The sequence below is a fragment of the Streptomyces gobitricini genome, assembly GCF_039532985.1.
GTDB lineage: Bacteria > Actinomycetota > Actinomycetes > Streptomycetales > Streptomycetaceae > Streptomyces > Streptomyces gobitricini.
In genome coordinates, this window is the sequence record NZ_BAAASR010000012.1 from 1 (window position 1) to 16,720 (window position 16,720).

General features: G+C 71.7%; 16 protein-coding genes. 8 read left to right on the forward strand and 8 right to left on the reverse strand.

Features of this window, described 5'->3' with window-relative positions; genetic code table 11:
* Nucleotides 1–110: 110 nt before the first annotated feature.
* Complete coding sequence (locus tag ABD347_RS09625) at nt 111–1,526, reverse strand: family 2B encapsulin nanocompartment shell protein (protein WP_344359031.1); 1,416 nt, start codon at nt 1,524–1,526, stop codon at nt 111–113.
* Nucleotides 1,527–1,779: 253 nt separating this feature from the next.
* On the opposite strand from ABD347_RS09625, the gene ABD347_RS09630 reads away from it, so the two are divergent.
* Entirely contained in the window at nt 1,780–2,370 is a 591-nt protein-coding gene (locus ABD347_RS09630) for an N-acetylmuramoyl-L-alanine amidase (protein WP_344359034.1), read from the forward strand.
* 10 nt (nt 2,371–2,380) lie between these two features.
* Nucleotides 2,381–3,304, forward strand: a complete 924-nt coding sequence (locus tag ABD347_RS09635; protein WP_344359036.1) for a 1-aminocyclopropane-1-carboxylate deaminase/D-cysteine desulfhydrase — start codon at nt 2,381–2,383, stop codon at nt 3,302–3,304.
* On the opposite strand, the gene ABD347_RS09640 is transcribed toward ABD347_RS09635, so the two are convergent.
* The gene (locus ABD347_RS09640; RefSeq protein WP_344359037.1) at nt 3,280–4,878 is read right to left on the reverse strand and encodes a Na+/H+ antiporter; all 1,599 of its coding nucleotides are present in this window, start codon (nt 4,876–4,878) and stop codon (nt 3,280–3,282) included. The two genes, ABD347_RS09635 and ABD347_RS09640, sit on opposite strands and share 25 nt — an antisense overlap.
* Nucleotides 4,879–4,996: 118 nt before the next feature.
* On the opposite strand from ABD347_RS09640, the gene ABD347_RS09645 reads away from it, so the two are divergent.
* From ABD347_RS09645 to ABD347_RS09655, 3 genes are all read left to right on the forward strand, one after another.
* Nucleotides 4,997–5,257 carry a UBP-type zinc finger domain-containing protein gene (locus ABD347_RS09645; protein ID WP_344359039.1) on the forward strand — a complete coding sequence of 87 codons (261 nt, stop codon included), beginning with the start codon at nt 4,997–4,999 and terminating at the stop codon, nt 5,255–5,257.
* Nucleotides 5,258–5,497: 240 nt separating this feature from the next.
* Entirely contained in the window at nt 5,498–5,911 is a 414-nt protein-coding gene (locus tag ABD347_RS09650) for an ATP-binding protein (RefSeq protein ID WP_073754203.1), read from the forward strand.
* On the forward strand, nt 5,908–6,816 hold the full coding sequence (locus ABD347_RS09655; protein ID WP_344359042.1) for an RNA polymerase sigma factor SigF: 909 nt from the start codon (nt 5,908–5,910) through the stop codon (nt 6,814–6,816). The genes ABD347_RS09650 and ABD347_RS09655 overlap by 4 nt, the downstream gene beginning before the upstream one ends.
* 125 nt (nt 6,817–6,941) lie before the next feature.
* On the opposite strand, the gene ABD347_RS09660 is transcribed toward ABD347_RS09655, so the two are convergent.
* The gene (locus ABD347_RS09660) at nt 6,942–7,373 is read right to left on the reverse strand and encodes a hypothetical protein (RefSeq protein WP_344359044.1); all 432 of its coding nucleotides are present in this window, start codon (nt 7,371–7,373) and stop codon (nt 6,942–6,944) included.
* A gap of 102 nt (nt 7,374–7,475) precedes the next feature.
* Here ABD347_RS09660 and ABD347_RS09665 point away from each other — a divergent pair, with 102 nt between their 5' ends.
* On the forward strand, nt 7,476–8,444 hold the full coding sequence (locus ABD347_RS09665) for a diacylglycerol/lipid kinase family protein (protein ID WP_344359046.1): 969 nt from the start codon (nt 7,476–7,478) through the stop codon (nt 8,442–8,444).
* A gap of 318 nt (nt 8,445–8,762) precedes the next feature.
* Nucleotides 8,763–9,020: a WhiB family transcriptional regulator gene (locus ABD347_RS09670; protein WP_003953983.1), complete on the forward strand. Its 258-nt coding sequence runs from the start codon at nt 8,763–8,765 to the stop codon at nt 9,018–9,020.
* A 160-nt stretch (nt 9,021–9,180) separates the two neighbouring features.
* Here ABD347_RS09670 and ABD347_RS09675 read toward each other — a convergent pair whose 3' ends face one another.
* Together ABD347_RS09675 and ABD347_RS09680 are read right to left on the reverse strand one after the other, a co-directional pair.
* Nucleotides 9,181–10,650: a sensor histidine kinase gene (locus tag ABD347_RS09675; protein WP_344359054.1), complete on the reverse strand. Its 1,470-nt coding sequence runs from the start codon at nt 10,648–10,650 to the stop codon at nt 9,181–9,183.
* A gap of 547 nt (nt 10,651–11,197) precedes the next feature.
* A complete protein-coding gene (locus tag ABD347_RS09680; protein WP_344359048.1) occupies nt 11,198–12,247 on the reverse strand; it encodes an SIS domain-containing protein in 1,050 nt (349 codons plus the stop codon).
* A gap of 103 nt (nt 12,248–12,350) precedes the next feature.
* Between ABD347_RS09680 and nagB the strand changes: the two genes are divergently transcribed.
* Nucleotides 12,351–13,136 carry a glucosamine-6-phosphate deaminase gene (gene nagB, locus ABD347_RS09685; RefSeq protein ID WP_344359057.1) on the forward strand — a complete coding sequence of 262 codons (786 nt, stop codon included), beginning with the start codon at nt 12,351–12,353 and terminating at the stop codon, nt 13,134–13,136.
* A gap of 73 nt (nt 13,137–13,209) precedes the next feature.
* Here the strand turns inward: nagB and ABD347_RS09690 are convergent, their stop codons facing one another.
* The 3 genes from ABD347_RS09690 to ABD347_RS09700 all read right to left on the reverse strand — a co-directional run bounded on the left by ABD347_RS09690 (nt 13,210) and on the right by ABD347_RS09700 (nt 16,637).
* Nucleotides 13,210–14,724, reverse strand: coding sequence for a glycoside hydrolase family 3 protein (locus ABD347_RS09690; RefSeq protein WP_344359051.1), 1,515 nt, complete (start codon nt 14,722–14,724; stop codon nt 13,210–13,212).
* Nucleotides 14,725–14,733: 9 nt separating this feature from the next.
* Entirely contained in the window at nt 14,734–15,552 is an 819-nt protein-coding gene (locus ABD347_RS09695) for a carbohydrate ABC transporter permease (RefSeq protein WP_344359060.1), read from the reverse strand.
* A 62-nt stretch (nt 15,553–15,614) separates the two neighbouring features.
* The gene (locus ABD347_RS09700) at nt 15,615–16,637 is read right to left on the reverse strand and encodes a carbohydrate ABC transporter permease (protein WP_344359052.1); all 1,023 of its coding nucleotides are present in this window, start codon (nt 16,635–16,637) and stop codon (nt 15,615–15,617) included.
* Between the last annotated feature and the right edge of the window lie 83 nt (nt 16,638–16,720).

Genomic DNA, 16,720 nt, shown 5'->3' on the forward strand with positions numbered 1-16,720 from the left:
CGGCTCCGCGCCGCGCCGACGCGGCACCCGCCCGCCTCCGACCCGTCCGCGGCAGGGCGCCGCGCCGGGGCGGGGCGCCGGCTCTGGGCACCGCGCCGGGGCGGTGAGCGTCACTGCCAGCGGCTGACCTCGACGTTCTCCAGGACACCGAGCGCGTCCGGTACGAGGATCGCCGCCGAGTAGTACGCGGTGACCAGGTACGAGATGATCGCCTGCTCGTCGATGCCCATGAAGCGGACCGACAGGCTCGGCTCGATCTCGTCGGGGATGCCGGTCTGGTGGAGGCCGATGACGCCCTGGTCCGCCTCGCCCGTACGCATGCAGAGGATGGAGGTCGTACGGGTCTCGGAGATGGGGATCTTGTTGCACGGGAAGATCGGCACGCCGCGCCACGCGGGGATCTGGTGGCCCGCCACGTCCACCGTGTCGGGCACCAGGCCGCGCCTGTTGCACTCACGGCCGAACGCGGCGATGGCCCGCGGGTGCGCGAGGAACAGCTTGTTGCCGCGGCGGCGGGAGAGCAGCTCGTCCATGTCGTCCGGAGTGGGCACACCGTCGTGCGGCTGGAGCCGCTGGCCGTAGTCGCAGTTGGAGAGGAGGCCGAACTCCCGGTTGTTGATGAGCTCGTGCTCCTGGCGTTCGCGCAACGCCTCGACGGTGAGCCGCAGCTGCTGCTCGGTCTGGTTCATCGGCTGGTTGTAGAGGTCGGCGACGCGGCTGTGGACCTTCAGCACGGTCTGGGCGACGCTCAGTTCGTACTCGCGCGGGGAGGCCTCGTAGTCGACGTAGGTATGCGGGACGACCGCCTCGCCGACGTGACCGGCCGACAGGTCGATGGCCTTCTCGCCGTACCGGTTGGTGCGCTGGTGCGGCAGGGACGCCAGCGCGGCCAGGTGCCCGGCCAGCGACTCGGCGCGCTCGGCCAGGTTCGTCACGTCGGCGCGGGTGAGCTCCAGCACGGTGCACGCGGTCGCCGCGCGGGCCGTCCAGTCCCAGGTGGCGTCCCGGTCGGCCAGGCACCCGTCGCCGAAGTACGCGCCGTCCGCCAGCACCCCGAGGACCGCCTCGTCGCCGTACGGGCCGGTGCCGACCTGCTCCACCCGGCCGTGCGCCAGCAGGAACACCCGGTCGGTCTGCGCGCCCGCCTCGGCGATCACCTCACCCGCCGCGAACTCCCGCTGCGTGCACCGCTGGGCCAGCTCCGTGAGCGCCGCGTCGTCCTCGTACGAGCGCAGCACCGGCAGCTCCCGCAGCTCGTTCGGGATCACCGCGACCCGCTCGCCGGTCTGCACGAACGTCACACGGCCATCGCCCACCGAGTAGCTGAGCCGCCGGTTCACCCGGTAGGTACCACCCTGCACCTGCACCCACGGAAGCATCCGCAGCAGCCACCGGGAGGTGATCTCCTGCATCTGCGGAACCGACTTGGTGGTGGTCGCCAGGTTCCGCGCGGCGGCGGTACCGAGACTCTGCTGCGGTGCCCCCTGCTCGGAGCGGATTTCCTCGCCAACCGAACCAACCGACATGAACATCCCTCTCGATCACGATCTGACCTTCGGAGGAAAAGCCTTTCAGCACACTCCGTGTCAGCACCATTACACAAACGAGCGAGACTGGATCTTCACCCACTGGGCATGACATGCGTTTCCCCCTTCCTCCCCCGCCCCGGGCGTGACTGTCCGGATCGGCTCGCACGGCATACGAACGCCGAGTCCGTCACGTACCGCGTACGTATTCCACGGGTAGAACCGGCACAGGAACGAACCCGAAGGAGGCGGCATGGCTCGACCCATGTCCGCGAACGGCTTGCTCGACGCGTTGCGCGACGAAGGCCTCACCGTCGTCGAGGTCGGCGACTGGCGCACCCACAATCGCAACCACAAGGGCCCGTGGGGGCCGGTGCACGGAGTGATGATCCACCACACCGCCACCGAGGGCGGGGACCACACCGTCCGCCTCTGCCGGGACGGCCGCCCGGGCCTGCCCGGTCCGCTCTGCCACGGTGTCATCACCAAGGACGGCCGAGTCCACCTGGTCGGCCACGGCCGCGCCAACCACGCCGGCCCGGGCGACCGCGACGTCCTGCGCGCCGTGATCGCCGAGAAGGCGCTGCCGCCCGACAACCAGACGAACGTCGACGGCAACACCCACTTCTACGGATTCGAGTGCGAGAACCTCGGCAACGGGAAGGACCCGTGGCCGGAGGCGCAGCTGCTGGCCATCGAGAAGGCGGCGGCCGCGATCTGCCGCCGGCACGGCTGGACCGCCCGCTCGGTCATCGGCCACCTGGAGTGGCAACCGGGCAAGGTGGACCCGCGCGGGTTCTCGATGAAGACGATGCGGGCACGCGTCGCGGAGCGGCTGAAGTGACAATGGCCTGGTGAACGCGCTCGGCCTGTCCTCCCTCGACCCGCTCCTCCCCTCCCCACTGGAGCCGGTCGAGGACGAGCGCTTCACCCGGCACGGCGTACGGCTGTCGCTCAAGCGCGACGACCTGATCCACCCGGACCTGCCGGGCAACAAGTGGCGCAAACTCGCGCCCAACCTGGCCGCCGCGGCCGGACGCCCGGTCCTCACCTTCGGCGGCGCCTACTCCAACCACCTCCGCGCCACGGCTGCCGCCGGACGCCTGCTGGGCTTCCCCACGGTCGGAGTCGTACGCGGAGACGAACTCGCCGGACGCCCCCTGAACCCGTCGCTCGCCCGGTGCGCGGCGGACGGGATGCGGCTGCTGTTCGTGGACCGCGCGACGTACCGCGCCAAGGACGACCCCGAGGTCCGGGCGCGCCTGCTGCGCGAGGCGCCGCCGGACTGCCGCGTCGTGCCCGAGGGCGGGAGCAACGCCCTCGCGGTGCGCGGCTGCGCGGAGCTGGGGCGTGAGCTGCGCGCCCACGGCGTGGACGTGGCGGCGGTCGCCTGCGGGACGGGCGGCACGCTCGCGGGCCTGGCGGCCGGACTCGGCGACGACCGCCGGGCGGTGGGCGTACCGGTCCTCAGGGGCGGGTTCCTGGGCGGGGAGATACGGGCGCTCCAGGAGGCGGCGTTCGGCGGGCCCGCCGGCGACTGGAGCCTCGACGAGCGGTTCCACTTCGGCGGTTACGCCCGTACCGCGCCGGCTCTGGAGAAGTTCGCCGCCGACTTCGAGGAGCGGCACGGACTCGCCATCGAGCGCATATATGTCGCCAAAATGCTGTACGGGCTCGTCACCCTGGCCGAGGAGGGCGCCTTCCCGCCCGGGACGGCCCTCGCCGCGGTGATCACCGGCCGCCCGGACCGAGGTCAGTCGTCGGTGGCCTCCCGGTAGGCGGCCGCCTCCTCCAGATCCAGCCGGCGCAGCAGGGTCCGCATCATCTCGTCGTCGATGCGGCGCTCGTCCCGGAGCCGGACGAACACCTCGCGCTCCGATTCGATCATCGCCCGGGCGAGCCTGCGGTAGGTGTCGTCCGCCGACTCGCCGGTGACCGGGTTCACCGCGCCGAGCCGCTCCCAGACGGCGTTGCGCCGGCGCTCCAGGACCGTGCGCAGCCGGTCGGCGAGCGGTCCGGGCAGGGCGTTGCGCTCGTCGGCGAGGAGCTCCTCCAGCCGCCGCTCGGCGGCCCGCGACGCCTCGCTCTGCGCCTGTGCCTCGGCCAGCGTCTCGGCCCGGGTGTCCCGGCCGGGGACCTTCAGCGCCCGGATCAGCGGCGGCAGGGTGAGCCCCTGCACCACCAGGGTGCCGATCACCGTGGTGAACGTCAGGAACAGGACCAGGTTCCGTGCCGGGAACGACTCCCCCGCGCTGGTGACCGGGATGGAGAAGGCGATCGCCAGCGACACCACACCCCGCATGCCCGCCCACCCGACGATCACGGGCGAGGCGAGGCTTACGCCCGGCTCCCGCTCCCTGACCCGGCGCGACAGGACCCGCGGCAGGTAGGTGGCCGGGAAGACCCAGACGAACCGGACGACGACGACCGCGACGAACACACCGGCCCCGTACAGGACGGCCTCGCCGGTCCCGTACGTACCGAGCTCCCGCACCACATGGGGCAGCTGGAGCCCGATGAGGGCGAAGACGGAGGTCTCCAGGAGGAAGGCGACCATCTTCCACACGGCCTCCTCCTGGAGGCGGGTGGCGAAGTCGACCTGCCAGGAGTGGTGCCCCAGGTACAGGGCCACCACGACGACCGCGAGGACGCCGGAGGCGTGCACGTGCTCGGCGGCCGCGTAGGCGACGAACGGGATCAGCAGCGACAGGGTGTTCTGCAGCAGCGGCTCGCGCAGGGACCGGCGCAGCCAGTGGATCGGCACCATCAGCACCAGCCCGACACCGGCCCCGCCGAGCGCCGCGACCGCGAACTCGGCGATGCCGCCGGCCCAGCCGATCCCCTCGCCGACCGCCGCGGCGAGCGCCACCTTGTACGCGGTGATCGCGGTCGCGTCGTTCACCAGCGACTCGCCCTGCAGGATGGTGGTGATCCGGCCCGGCAGCCCCAGCCGCCGGGCGATGGCGGTGGCGGCCACCGCGTCCGGCGGCGCGATCACCGCGCCCAGCACCAGGGCGGCGGTCAGCGGGAGGCCCGGCACCATCAGGTGGGCGAGGTACCCGACGGCCAGTGTCGCGAAGAGCACATAGCCCACCGACAGCAGGGCGACCGGCCGCAGATTGGCCCGCAGGTCCAGGTAGGAGGAGTCCAGCGCGGCCGTGTGCAGCAGCGGCGGCAGCACCAGGGGCAGCACGATGTGCGGGTCCAGGGTGTAGTCCGGCACTCCCGGTACGTAGGAGGCGGCCAGCCCGGCCGCCACCAGGAGCAGCGGTGCCGGCACCGGCGTCCTGCGGGCCGCCCCCGCGATCGCGGCACTCACCGCCACCAGCGCCACCAATGACAGTGCGTCCATCGTCTCCCCACTCCCGGGTGGAACGGACGCCGGGCTTCCGCCACCGATGCCGCCACCGACCGCACCACCGGGCCCCGCCCCGGTGCACCACCGCGGGGGACCTCGTAACCTGGCCATCATGCGCGAGTGTCCGCACGTGGCCGAACTGCCACGTCCCGAGCCCGCCCCGCTGTCGGAGACCTGTCCGGAGTGCGCGGCGGACGGAACGCATCCCGTGCAGCTGCGGCTGTGCCTGCTGTGCGGGCGCGTCGGCTGCTGCGACTCGTCGCCGGGGCAGCACGCCACCAAGCACTTCAAGGACACCGGGCACCCGGTGATGCGGACCTTCGAACCCGGGGAGAAGTGGCGTTGGTGCTTTGTCGACGGTTCGATCGTGTGACGTCTGGGTACGTCAACCCTCCGCCGGTTTCTCGCGATTGGACCCCGCAGACCTCTAGCCACTGAGCGTACCCATGTGCTTACCATGAGTGACGGGCGTCGGGCCGGGGGTCCCGGCGACACGGCACCATGGATCGCGATAGCGTCACGGCGGACTACGCATACCTGCGTACCGCACGGTTCCGCGGAGGATCTGCCCTCCCGGAGCCCCGAAAGAGCTTGTGCCACCTTGGAGGTGAGGGTGTCCCAGATCGCAGGCGAGCCCGGGACCCAGGACTTCGTGGAAGTCCGGCTGCCCGCTGCGGGTGCCTACCTGTCCGTGCTGCGTACGGCCACGGCCGGCTTGGCGGCGCGTTTGGACTTCACCCTCGACGAGATCGAGGACTTGCGCATCGCGGTCGACGAGGCGTGCGCGATCCTGCTCCAGCAAGCGGTGCCCGGCTCGGTCCTGAGCTGCGTGTTCCGCCTCATCGACGACTCCTTGGACGTCACGGTCTCGGCGCCCACGACCGACGGCAGGGCGCCGGAGCGGGACACGTTCGCCTGGACGGTGCTCTCGGCGCTGGCCGGCAAGGTCGACTCGTCCGTCGCCGACGACCGGACGGTCTCCATCAGCCTGTACAAACAGCGCGGCGCGGGACCCGGGCCGGCGTGAGGAACGGGGACGGTCCGGTGCGAGACGAGGAGCGCGGCCCACGGGCATTGAGCTCGATCCCGGAACAGCAGGCGCGGCCGCACCCGGTGGACGGTCTTTTGGATGAGCGGGCGGACCGGATGAACGAGCATCAGCACAACCACCACGATCCGAACGACCGCAGTGGCGCGAAGGCACTCTTCATCGAACTGCGCGCACTGCCCGACGGCTCGCCGGAGCGGGCCGAGCTGCGCAACCGGCTCGTGCGGATGCACCTTCCGCTGGTCGAGCACCTCGCGCGCCGTTTCCGCAACCGGGGGGAGCCGCTCGACGACCTGACGCAGGTCGCCACCATCGGGCTGATCAAGTCCGTCGACCGTTTCGACCCCGACCGGGGCGTGGAGTTCTCCACGTACGCCACTCCCACGGTCGTCGGCGAGATCAAGCGCCATTTCCGCGACAAGGGCTGGGCGGTGCGGGTGCCCCGCCGCCTCCAGGAGCTGCGCCTCTCCCTGACCACGGCCACCGCCGAGCTCTCCCAGCTGCACGGCCGCTCCCCGACCGTGCACGAGCTCGCCGAGCGCCTCGGTATCTCGGAGGAGGAGGTCCTGGAGGGCCTGGAGTCGGCGAACGCGTACTCCACGCTGTCCCTGGACGTCCCGGACACGGACGACGAGTCACCGGCGGTCGCCGACACCCTCGGCGCGGAGGACGAGGCGCTGGAGGGCGTCGAGTACCGCGAGTCCCTCAAGCCGCTGCTGGAGGACCTGCCGCCGCGCGAGAAGCGCATCCTGCTCCTGCGCTTCTTCGGCAACATGACCCAGTCGCAGATCGCGCAGGAGGTCGGCATCTCGCAGATGCACGTCTCGCGCCTCCTCGCCCGCACACTGGCGCAGCTGCGCGAGAAGCTCCTGGTCGAGGAGTAGCACCGGGCCACGCCCGCACCGGCCCGCGCACGCCTCCGCCCCGGTCCCGCTCCGATCCCCGCCCGTCCCGGCCCCGTCCGCCACGTGGCGGCGCGGCCACGTGGCGGCTGCGGCGGGCCGGGCAGCTAGGCGCGGGGCCTGATGCCCAGCGCCCTCGTCGTGGCGGGGTGCACCAGAAGCACCAGCCCGGTCACGGCGGCGGCCGCCAGGGCGATCCCGGCCGGGATGGCCGCGCTCGACGCCTGGAGGAGGGTCCAGGCCACCGGCAGGGCCATCAGCTGCGTGACGATCGCGGGGCCCCGGCTCCAGCTGCGGCACAGCAGCAGTCCGCGCGCGGCCAGCAGCGGGAGCACCCCGAGCGCGACCAGTGTGGCGCCGCCCGTCAGCGCCTGCGTCAGGTCGTCGGGCCGGCCCGTGATACCCGTCACCAGCAGGTAGACGCCGCCCGCGAACAGGGCGAGCGCCTCCAGCCCGGCCACCGCCGCGGCGGCGGTCACCCGGGCGGGACGCGGGGCGGAAGGGGAGGGGGCGGCGGGTGTCTGCTCCGTACTGCTCACCCTCGCAGGGTAACCGCCGGGCGGCCGGCGGACGTGTCCAGCCCGTGGACAGCGGTGGGGAGCCACTGGGCCCTGTACCGCGCGGTAGGTAACCTGGCGGGCATGCGCGCACTCCTCGTGGTCAATCCGGCAGCCACCACCACCAGTGCCCGCACCCGTGATGTGCTGATCCACGCGCTGGCCAGCGAGATGAAGCTGGAGGCCGTCACGACCGAGTACCGGGGCCACGCCCGCGACCTCGCACGCCGGGCCGCCGACTCCGAGGACGTCGAGCTCGTCGTGGCCCTCGGGGGTGACGGCACCGTCAACGAGGTCGTCAACGGTCTGCTGCACCGCGGCCCCGACCCCGACCGGCTCCCGCACCTCGCGGTCGTGCCCGGCGGGTCCACCAACGTCTTCGCCCGCGCGCTGGGCCTGCCCAACGACGCCGTGGAGGCGACGGGCGCACTGCTGGACGCGCTGCGCGAGAACCGGGACCGGACGGTCGGCCTCGGCCTCGCGGCGGGCACCCCCGGCACCGAGGACGAGTCGGTTCCGGCCAGGTGGTTCACGTTCTGTGCCGGTTTCGGGTTCGACGCGGGAGTGATCGGCCGAGTCGAACAGCAGCGCGAGCGCGGTAAGAGATCGACGCACGCGCTCTACATCCGGCAGGCCCTCCGCCAGTTCCTGGACGAGCCGCGCCGGGGCCGCGGGGCGATCACACTGGAGCGCCCGGGTCACGACCCCGTCCACGATCTTTCGCTCTCCATAGTCTGCAACACCGCACCGTGGACCTACCTGGGCAATCGCCCCGTGTACGCGTCACCGGGGGCGTCCTTCGACACCGCGCTCGACGTGCTGGCGCTCAGCCGGCTGTCGACCGCCTCGGTGGCCCGCGCCGCGACCCAGTTGCTGACCTCGAGCCCGGAGCGCGGCCCGCACGGCAAGCACGCCACCTCCCTGCACGACCTGACCGACTTCGCCTTGCATTCGAAGGTCCCGCTGCCCTTCCAGATGGACGGAGACCACCTCGGTCTGCGCAGCAGCGTGACGTTCACAGGCGTTCGTCGTGCACTGCGTGTGATTGTGTGAGCGGAAGGGCCGTTGGTCCTTTATCTCGAACGTATGGGCCAGGGTCCACCCCATAGAAGTACGGCTGTGACCTAGCCGACACCGAGGAATCAAAAAAAACTTTCCAGAAGGGGTTGTATCCGCAGCCGAGGTTTGCGAATCTCTACATGGCGATCGGGACGGCCCGCAAGACCGGCCTCCAGCGAAAGCCAGAACCCCTCCTCAAATCCAGGACCACACCAGTTCATCTGGCGTTCGGCCCTTCACTTGTTGAGGGATTCGTGAAAGCGTTCACATTCACAAGCACCGTGCATGCAACACCAAGGAGAGGTAGCAGCCATGGACTGGCGTCACAACGCCGTTTGTCGTGAGGAAGACCCCGAGCTGTTCTTCCCCATCGGCAACACCGGTCCTGCGCTGCTGCAGATCGAGGAAGCCAAGGCTGTCTGCCGACGCTGCCCCGTCATGGAGCAGTGCCTGCAGTGGGCGCTCGAGTCCGGCCAGGACTCCGGCGTCTGGGGTGGCCTCAGCGAGGACGAGCGTCGCGCCATGAAGCGCCGCGCCGCCCGCAACCGGGCGCGTAACGCCAGCGCCTGAGCGACGCCACCGCTACGAGCCTGAGTCAGGCGGCGCGTACAGCGAGTACGCACTGACCCGCCTCCCGAGCCGCAGCGCGCAGCAGTAACCCAAAGCGTTCGAGCCCCGGACCGTCTCCCACGGTCCGGGGCTCGCTGCTGTTCCGAGGGCGGGGGCGCGGTTACTTCTGGGCCCGTACGGGGACGTCGAGCACCACGCGCGTGCCGCGCTCCGGGGCGGGCTGCATGTCGAACGTGCCACCCAACTCCCCCTCGACCAGCGTCCGTACGATCTGCAGACCGAGGTTGCCGGCCCGCTGGGGGTCGAAGCCCTCGGGCAGCCCGCGGCCGTCGTCCTGGACGGTGATCAGCAGCCGGGCGCCTTCGGCCCGCGTGTCGCCGCGCACCGCCGAGACCTCGACCGTGCCCTGTTCGGCGGGGCCGAAGGCGTGCTCGAGGGCGTTCTGGAGAATTTCGGTGAGCACCATCGACAGCGGGGTGGCGACCTCCGCGTCGAGGATGCCGAAGCGGCCGTTGCGGCGGCAGGTGACCTTGCCCGGCGAGATCTCGGCGACCATCGAGATCACCCGGTCGGCGATCTCGTCGAACTCGACGCGCTCGTCCAGGTTCTGCGAGAGCGTCTCGTGCACGATGGCGATGGAGCCGACGCGGCGCACCGCCTCGTTGAGCGCCTCACGGCCGCGGTCGGAGTCCATCCGGCGGGCCTGGAGGCGCAGGAGCGCGGCGACGGTCTGGAGGTTGTTCTTCACCCGGTGGTGGATCTCCCGGATGGTGGCGTCCTTGGTGATCAACTCGCGCTCGCGTCGCCGCAGTTCGGTGACGTCCCGGAGCAGGACCAGGGAACCGATCCGGGTGCCCTTGGGTTTGAGCGGGATCGCGCGGAGCTGGATGACGCCGCCGTTGCCCTCGACCTCCGCCTCGCGCGGCGCGTATCCGCTGGCCAGCTTGACCAGGGCCTCGTCCACGGGGCCCCGGGAGGGGGCGAGTTCGGCGGTGATCTGCCCGAGGTGCTGGCCGACCAGGTCCGCGGCGAGGCCGAGGCGGTGGTAAGCGGAGAGGGCGTTGGGGGAGGCGTACTGGACGACGCCGTCCGCGTCGAGGCGGATCAGTCCGTCACCGGCGCGCGGCGAGGCGTCCATGTCGACTTGTTGACCGGGGAAGGGGAAGGCGCCGGCCGCGATCATCTGGGCCAGGTCGGAGGCGGACTGGAGGTACGTCAGCTCCAGCCGGCTGGGCGTACGGACGGTGAGCAGGTTCGTGTTGCGGGCGATCACTCCCAGTACGCGGCCCTCCCGGCGTACGGGGATGGATTCGACGCGCACCGGCACCTCCTCGCGCCACTCCGGGTCGCCCTCGCGCACGATCCGGCCCTCGTCGAGCGCGGCGTCGAGCAGCGGGCGGCGGCCCCGCGGCACGAGGTGGCCGACCATGTCGTCCTGGTAGGAGGTCGGGCCGGTGTTGGGCCGCATCTGGGCGACGGAGACATAACGCGTGCCGTCCAGGGTGGGGACCCACAGGACCAGGTCGGCGAAGGAGAGGTCGGAGAGCAGTTGCCACTCCGAGACCAGCAGGTGGAGCCACTCGAGGTCGGACTCGCTCAGAGCGGTGTGCTGGCGTACGAGGTCGTTCATGGAGGGCACAGGTGCGAGCGTACCCGCGCACACGCACCTGGTGTTCTGCCGGTGGGTGAGGGAGTATGGGTGATGGATTATCGATCGCACACCGATGGACAGACCAGATTGGTCTAGTCCACAATGCCACAAGTGAAGCCTCCGCCCTCCCCGCACAGGAGGGTGGATCGAGGTACCCGGCGCTCTCTGCCCTGACTGCGCCTGGTCCTCCCCACGGCCGCGGGACCGCACACCCGACGGCCGGGCAGCTCCGGGCTGCGGTGCCGGACGGGTTGAGGGTCCCGTCCTGGCGCCGCGGCCCGCGGGTTTTCCAGCGGCGTCCCCGCCGGCGCCAGGCCCCGCGCTCGGTGCCCCGCGCCCGCCCCGCCGGCCCGGCGCCCCCACCCCCGCTCCTCCCGTGGACGCGCCCCTGGAGCATGCCCCGGCATGCCCCGGCCGTACGGCTCTGCCGAAGCGGGGCGATCGCGCCGGCGTACGCCCGGGTGTCGGCGGCGCGCACGCGAGCCCGGCCCCCGCGCCCCTGGGGCGGACGGGCGAACCGGGAGGCTCAGCGGGTCTCGGTGACCTTGGCGAGGGCGCGCGGGGCGTCGGGGTCCTGGCCCCGGGCGATGGTGACCTCATGGGCGAGCACCTGCAGCGGCAGGATCTCCAGGATCGGCTGGAGCTCCTCGGGGAGCCCTTCCGTGGGCAGGACGAAACCGGCGGAGGCGGCCTCGACCTGCGGGCGCGGGCCGATGACGACGAGGTCCGCGCCCCGGCCGCGGAGGCGGTCGAGTACCGGCTGGAGCGCGGCACCGCCCTTGCCGTCGGGGACGACCGCGATGACCGGTGAGATGTTGTCGACCATGGCGAGCGGGCCGTGCAGCAGGTCCGCGCCCGAGTAGGCGAGGGCGGGGATGTAGCTGGTCTCCATCAGCTTCAGCGCGGCTTCCTTGGCCGTGGGGTAGCCGTAGCCGCGCGAGGTGATCACCATGCGCTCGGCGAAGCGGTAGCGGCCGGCCAGGGTCCGGACCTCGGGGCGGCGGTCGAGGACCTGGGCCGCCAGGTCCGGGACGGCGCGGGCCGCGGCGCCCCCGCCGTCGCCGCGCAGGCCCTCCACGAACAGGTAGAGGGCGAGCAGCGACGCGGTGTACGTCTTGGTGGCGGGCAGGGCCTTCTCGGGGCCGGCGAGGATGTCGATGTGGTGCTCGGAGACCGCCGCGAGCGGGGAGTCCGCGTTGTTGGTGACGGCGAGCGTGACGGCGCCCGCCTCGCGGGCGGCCCTGGTGGAGGCGACGAGGTCGGGCGAGCCGCCGGACTGGCTGACCGTGATGACGAGGACGTCGGTGAGGTCGGGCTTCGCCCCGTAGGCCGTCGTCGTCGACATGGACGTCAGCCCGCAGGGCAGGCCGAGGCGGATCTCCAGCAGGTACTTGGCGTACAGCGCGGCGTTGTCCGACGTGCCGCGGGCCGTCAGCAGGACGAAGCGGGGGCCGCGGGCGGCGACGGCACGGGCGACGGCACGGATCGCGGGCGCGCCCTGGTCCAGGATCCGGCGCAGCACCGTCGGCTGCTCCGCCGTCTCGCCCGACATGATCCGGCCCGGCTGATCGCTCATGCGCTCCAGTCGAGCACGGGCGCCGCGGAACCCGCCACTCGGAAGGGCCATTCTGCTAGATTGGTCTATACCACATACGTTCTCCGAGATGGGCAGGCCCAGCGTGGAAGTTGTCATCGTCCAGGACGCCAAGGCAGGCGGCGAACTCATCGCCGAGGGCATCGCCGGCCTTCTGCGCCGCAAGCCCGACGCGCTGCTCGGCGTGGCCACCGGTTCCACCCCGCTGCCCGTCTACGAAGCGCTGACCGCCAGGGTCAGGGCGGGTGACGTGGACGTCTCGCGCGCCCGGATCGCCCAGCTGGACGAGTACGTCGGGCTGCCCGCCGGACACCCGGAGTCGTACCGGTCCACCGTGCTGCGCCAGGTCGTCGAGCCGCTGGGGCTCGGCCCCGACGCCTTCATGGGCCCCGACGGCTCGGCCGAGGACGTCCAGGCGGCGTGCGAGGCGTACGACAGGGCGCTGGCCGAGGCGGGCGGGGTGGACCTCCAGATACTCGGGATCGGCACCGACGGGCACATCGGCTTCAACGAGCCGTGCTCCTCGCTCGCCTCCCGCACCCGGATCAAGACGCTGACCGAGCAGACCCGGGTGGACAACGCGCGGTTCTTCGGGGGCGACATCGACCAGGTGCCCCACCACGTGATCACCCAGGGCATCGGCACCATCCTGGAGGCCCGTCACCTGGTCCTCCTCGCCACCGGCGAGGGCAAGGCCGAGGCGGTGGCGCAGACCGTCGAGGGCCCGGTCGCCGCCCTCGTACCCGCCTCCGCGCTCCAGCTGCACCCGCACGCCACGGTGGTCGTCGACGAGGCCGCCGCCTCCAAGCTGAAGCTCGCGGACTACTTCCGCCACACGTACGCCAACAAGCCCTCCTGGCAGGGGCTGTAGACCGCACGCGGAAGCCTGCACGCGAAAGAGGGGGAGGGGGCCGGCGGACCGGCCCCCTCCCCCGCGTCCGGGCTCACGCCCCCGCGACGACCTCCGCCGCCGCGATCCCGCACACCCGCGCCGCCCCGTGCGTCGCGATGTGCAGCGCCCCGCGGGCGGGGGCCTGGTTCACGCCCATCTCGACGACCACCGTGTCGGGGCGGGCCGCCAGCAGCCCGTCCAGCGCGCCCGCCATCCACGGGTGCCGGTGGACGTCCCGGACGACCGCGACGATCCGCCGCTCCCCCGCGTCCCGCAGCACCCGCTCCACGGCCGCGTCGGAGGCGTACGTCCCCGACGTCGTCCCCGGCAGCAGCCGCGCCAGCTCGGGGCCGACGCCCCACGGCGTCTCGTCGCCCACCGCGATGTTGGTGGCCGGGGTGAAGGCGGCGACGTGGGCGGGCGCGGTGAGCGGCTCCCGCGAGCCGGTGAGGCGCAGCGCGCGCCGCGCGGCCACCAGACCGATGCCGGTGCCGGGCGCGGTCCCCTCCTCCGAAGCCGCGCCCGGCACCGCCCCGGCCCCGCCGGCCCGGTGCGCCCGGGTCCAGGACGCGAGAGCGCGCACGCGCGCCGCCGCGTCGGCCAGTCGTTCCTCGGGCAGCTCGCCGGTCCTCACCGCGTCGACCAGGGCGTCGCGCAGTCGCAGGACGATCCCCTCGTCCGCCAGACCGCCGCCGACACAGATGGCGTCGGCGCCCGCCGCCAGCGCGAGGACCGAGCCGCGCTCGATGCCGTACGTCGAGGCGATGGCCCGCATCTCCATGCCGTCGGTGACGATCAGGCCCTCGTAGCCCAGCTCCCGGCGCAGCAGACCGGTGAGGATCCGCGGGCTCAGGGTGGCCGGGCGGTCCGGGTCGAGCGCGGGAAGCAGGATGTGCGCGCTCATCACCGATTTCGCACCCGCCGCGATCGCGGCGCGGAAGGGCACCAGCTCACGGGCGTGGAGGGTGGCGAGGTCCGCGTCGATGCGGGGCATCGCCAGGTGGGAGTCGACGTTGGTGTCGCCGTGGCCGGGGAAGTGCTTGGTGCACGCGGCGACCCCGACGGACTGCAGGCCCTCGATGTACGCGACGGTGTGACGGGCGGCCAGGTGCGGGTCGGCGCCGAATGACCGTACGCCGATGACGGGGTTGGCCGGGTCGGAGTTGACGTCCGCGGAGGGCGCCCAGTTGAAGTCGACGCCGCAGGCGGCAAGCCGGCGCCCGAGCTCCGCGGCCACGGCCCGGGTCAGGCCGGTGTCGTCGACCGTGCCGAGCGCGAGGTTGCCGGGGAAGGAGGAGCCGGTGCGCACCTCCAGGCGCGTGACGTCGCCGCCCTCCTCGTCGATGGCCACGAGGACGTCGTCCCGTTCGGCGCGCAGCCGGGCGGTCAGCGCGTCCAGTTGGCCGGTGGAGGCGATGTTGCGCCCGAACAGGCCGACGGAGGAGAGCCCTTCACCGATGCGCCGCAGCAGCCAGTCGGGTGCCGTGGTGCCGGTGAAGCCCGGCTGGAGGACGGTGAGAGCGTCCCTGACCAGGGTCGGGGACGCGCCGCGTACGAGAGTCGTCATGGGGTGCCGTTATCCCTTCACTGCGCCGGCGGTCATGCCGCCGACGGCCCGGCGCTGGAGGAAGAGGAACACGATGAGGACGGGGAGGGCGAAGAGCGAGGAGGCGGCCATGGTGGCGCCCCAGTCGCTGCCGAAGGCCGTCTGGAACTGCGTCAGCCACAGGGGCAGGGTCTGCGCGGTCTTCTCCTTGTTCAGGATCAGGACCATCGCGAACTCGTTCCAGGCGGTGATGAAGCCGAAGAGCGAGGTCGACATCAGACCGGGCGCGAGCAGCGGGAAGATCACCTTGCGGAAGGCCTGGCCCCGGGTGCAGCCGTCGATCTGGGCGGCCTCCTCCAGCTCCACCGGGACGGCGGCGATGAAGCCGCGCAGGGTCCAGATGGTGAAGGGCAGCACCATGACGAAGTAGATCGCGGTGAGCAGCGGGATGCTGTTCAGCATGTCGCCGTCGCGGGCGATCATGTACATCACGATGACCATGACCTCCCAGGGGGCCATCTGCGCCATCATCACGCCCAGGACCAGGCCCTTGCGGCCGCGGAACCTCATCCGGGCGATGGCGAAGCTGGCGGCCAGGGCGACGATCAGGGCGAGGAGCACCGCGCCGACCGTGACGGTGAGGCTGTTGGCCACGTACGTCCAGAACAGGTCGACGCCGGTGGCGGTCGGGTAGTTCTCGAACGTCGGCGCGAAGAGGAACACCGGGTCCTTGCTGAGGATCTCGGACTGCGGCTTCAGCGACGAGCTGAACATCCAGTAGACCGGGAAGACGAACAGCACGGCCAGGACGAGCGCGGTGAGGTTCTTGACGACCGTCCCGGGACGCAGCGGCTTCCTCCGGCGGAGGACCTGCGGGGCCGGGGCGGGGGTGGTGGCGGTGGCGGTGGTGCTCACTGCTCCTCCTCCTGCTTCAGGATCAGGCGGAAGTAGAAGGACATGGCCGCGATCAGCATCACGATGGTCAGTACGGAGATAGCGGCGGCGACGCCGTAGTGGAACTGCCCCTGGCCCTCGATGTAGGCGAAGACGGGCAGGGTCTCGGAGCCTCGGTCGGGGCCGCCGAGGTTCATGGCGTACACCTGGGCGAAGGCCTTGAAGACCCAGATGATCTCCAGGAACGTGGTGATCAGGAAGAACGGCTTGAGGTTCGGGAAGACCACCGACCAGAACGTCCGCCAGCCGTTCGCGCCGTCCATCCTGGCGGCTTCGTACAGCTCGCTGCCGACCGTGGTGAGACCGGCGTACATGTTGAGCGCGACGAACGGGATCGAGCCCCAGACCACCAGGAGCGTGACGATCACGAGGGTGGACAGACCGCTCTCGAACCAGTTGTGCTGCTCGTAGCCCGAGAAGCCGAGCGTGCGCAGGAGCCAGTTGACGACGCCGAACTGCTCGTCGAAGAGCCACCGGAAGACGGTGACGGAGGCGACGATCGGCATGGCCCAGGCGAGCATCAGCGACAGCGACAGGACCAGGCGCATGTTCTTGCCGAGCCGGTTGAGCAGCAGGCCGATCAGGGTGCCGACCGTCATGATCAGCACGACGTTGGCGGCCGTGAAGACGACGCTGCGGACCACGACGGTCCAGAACTGCGTGTCTCCCAGCAGTTCGGTGTAGTTCTCGACACCGGTCCACTCGGGTTTGCGGGTGATCAGTTCCCGCCGCCCGACCTGCTGGAAGGAGAGGATCACATTGCGGACCAGCGGATAGAGCAGTAGCGCCGCCATGGAGAGGACGGCGGGGCCGATCAGCAGGTAGGGCAGCACCCCGTGGGGCAGGGAGCGTCTGCCGCGAGGAGGCTGGAGGACGTGCTTCGGGCCGGACGGGGGCGGCGGGGTCTTCGGCGTCCCTGCCGCGCTCCCGGGCGCGTCCTGAGGAGCGGCGCTCACCGCTCCCTGGGAGTCCACGGTCATGGTCTTCTTCCTCGCGGTTCTGTGCTGACCGGGTCATGGGCCCGGTGGGGCGACCGGCGCAGGGCGTCGGTCGCGCCACCGGG

Excerpts from the sequence above, each read along its gene's own strand:
- ABD347_RS09625 (WP_344359031.1), bottom strand. The coding sequence starts at position 1,526 with ATGTCGGTTGGTTCGGTTGGCGAGGAAATCCGCTCCGAGCAGGGGGCA.
- ABD347_RS09630 (WP_344359034.1), top strand. The coding sequence starts at position 1,780 with ATGGCTCGACCCATGTCCGCGAACGGCTTGCTCGACGCGTTGCGCGAC.
- ABD347_RS09640 (WP_344359037.1), bottom strand. The coding sequence starts at position 4,878 with ATGGACGCACTGTCATTGGTGGCGCTGGTGGCGGTGAGTGCCGCGATC.
- ABD347_RS09645 (WP_344359039.1), top strand. The coding sequence starts at position 4,997 with ATGCGCGAGTGTCCGCACGTGGCCGAACTGCCACGTCCCGAGCCCGCC.
- ABD347_RS09665 (WP_344359046.1), top strand. The coding sequence starts at position 7,476 with ATGCGCGCACTCCTCGTGGTCAATCCGGCAGCCACCACCACCAGTGCC.
- ABD347_RS09670 (WP_003953983.1), top strand. The coding sequence starts at position 8,763 with ATGGACTGGCGTCACAACGCCGTTTGTCGTGAGGAAGACCCCGAGCTG.
- ABD347_RS09675 (WP_344359054.1), bottom strand. The coding sequence starts at position 10,650 with ATGAACGACCTCGTACGCCAGCACACCGCTCTGAGCGAGTCCGACCTC.
- ABD347_RS09680 (WP_344359048.1), bottom strand. The coding sequence starts at position 12,247 with ATGAGCGATCAGCCGGGCCGGATCATGTCGGGCGAGACGGCGGAGCAG.
- ABD347_RS09690 (WP_344359051.1), bottom strand. The coding sequence starts at position 14,724 with ATGACGACTCTCGTACGCGGCGCGTCCCCGACCCTGGTCAGGGACGCT.
- ABD347_RS09700 (WP_344359052.1), bottom strand. The coding sequence starts at position 16,637 with ATGACCGTGGACTCCCAGGGAGCGGTGAGCGCCGCTCCTCAGGACGCG.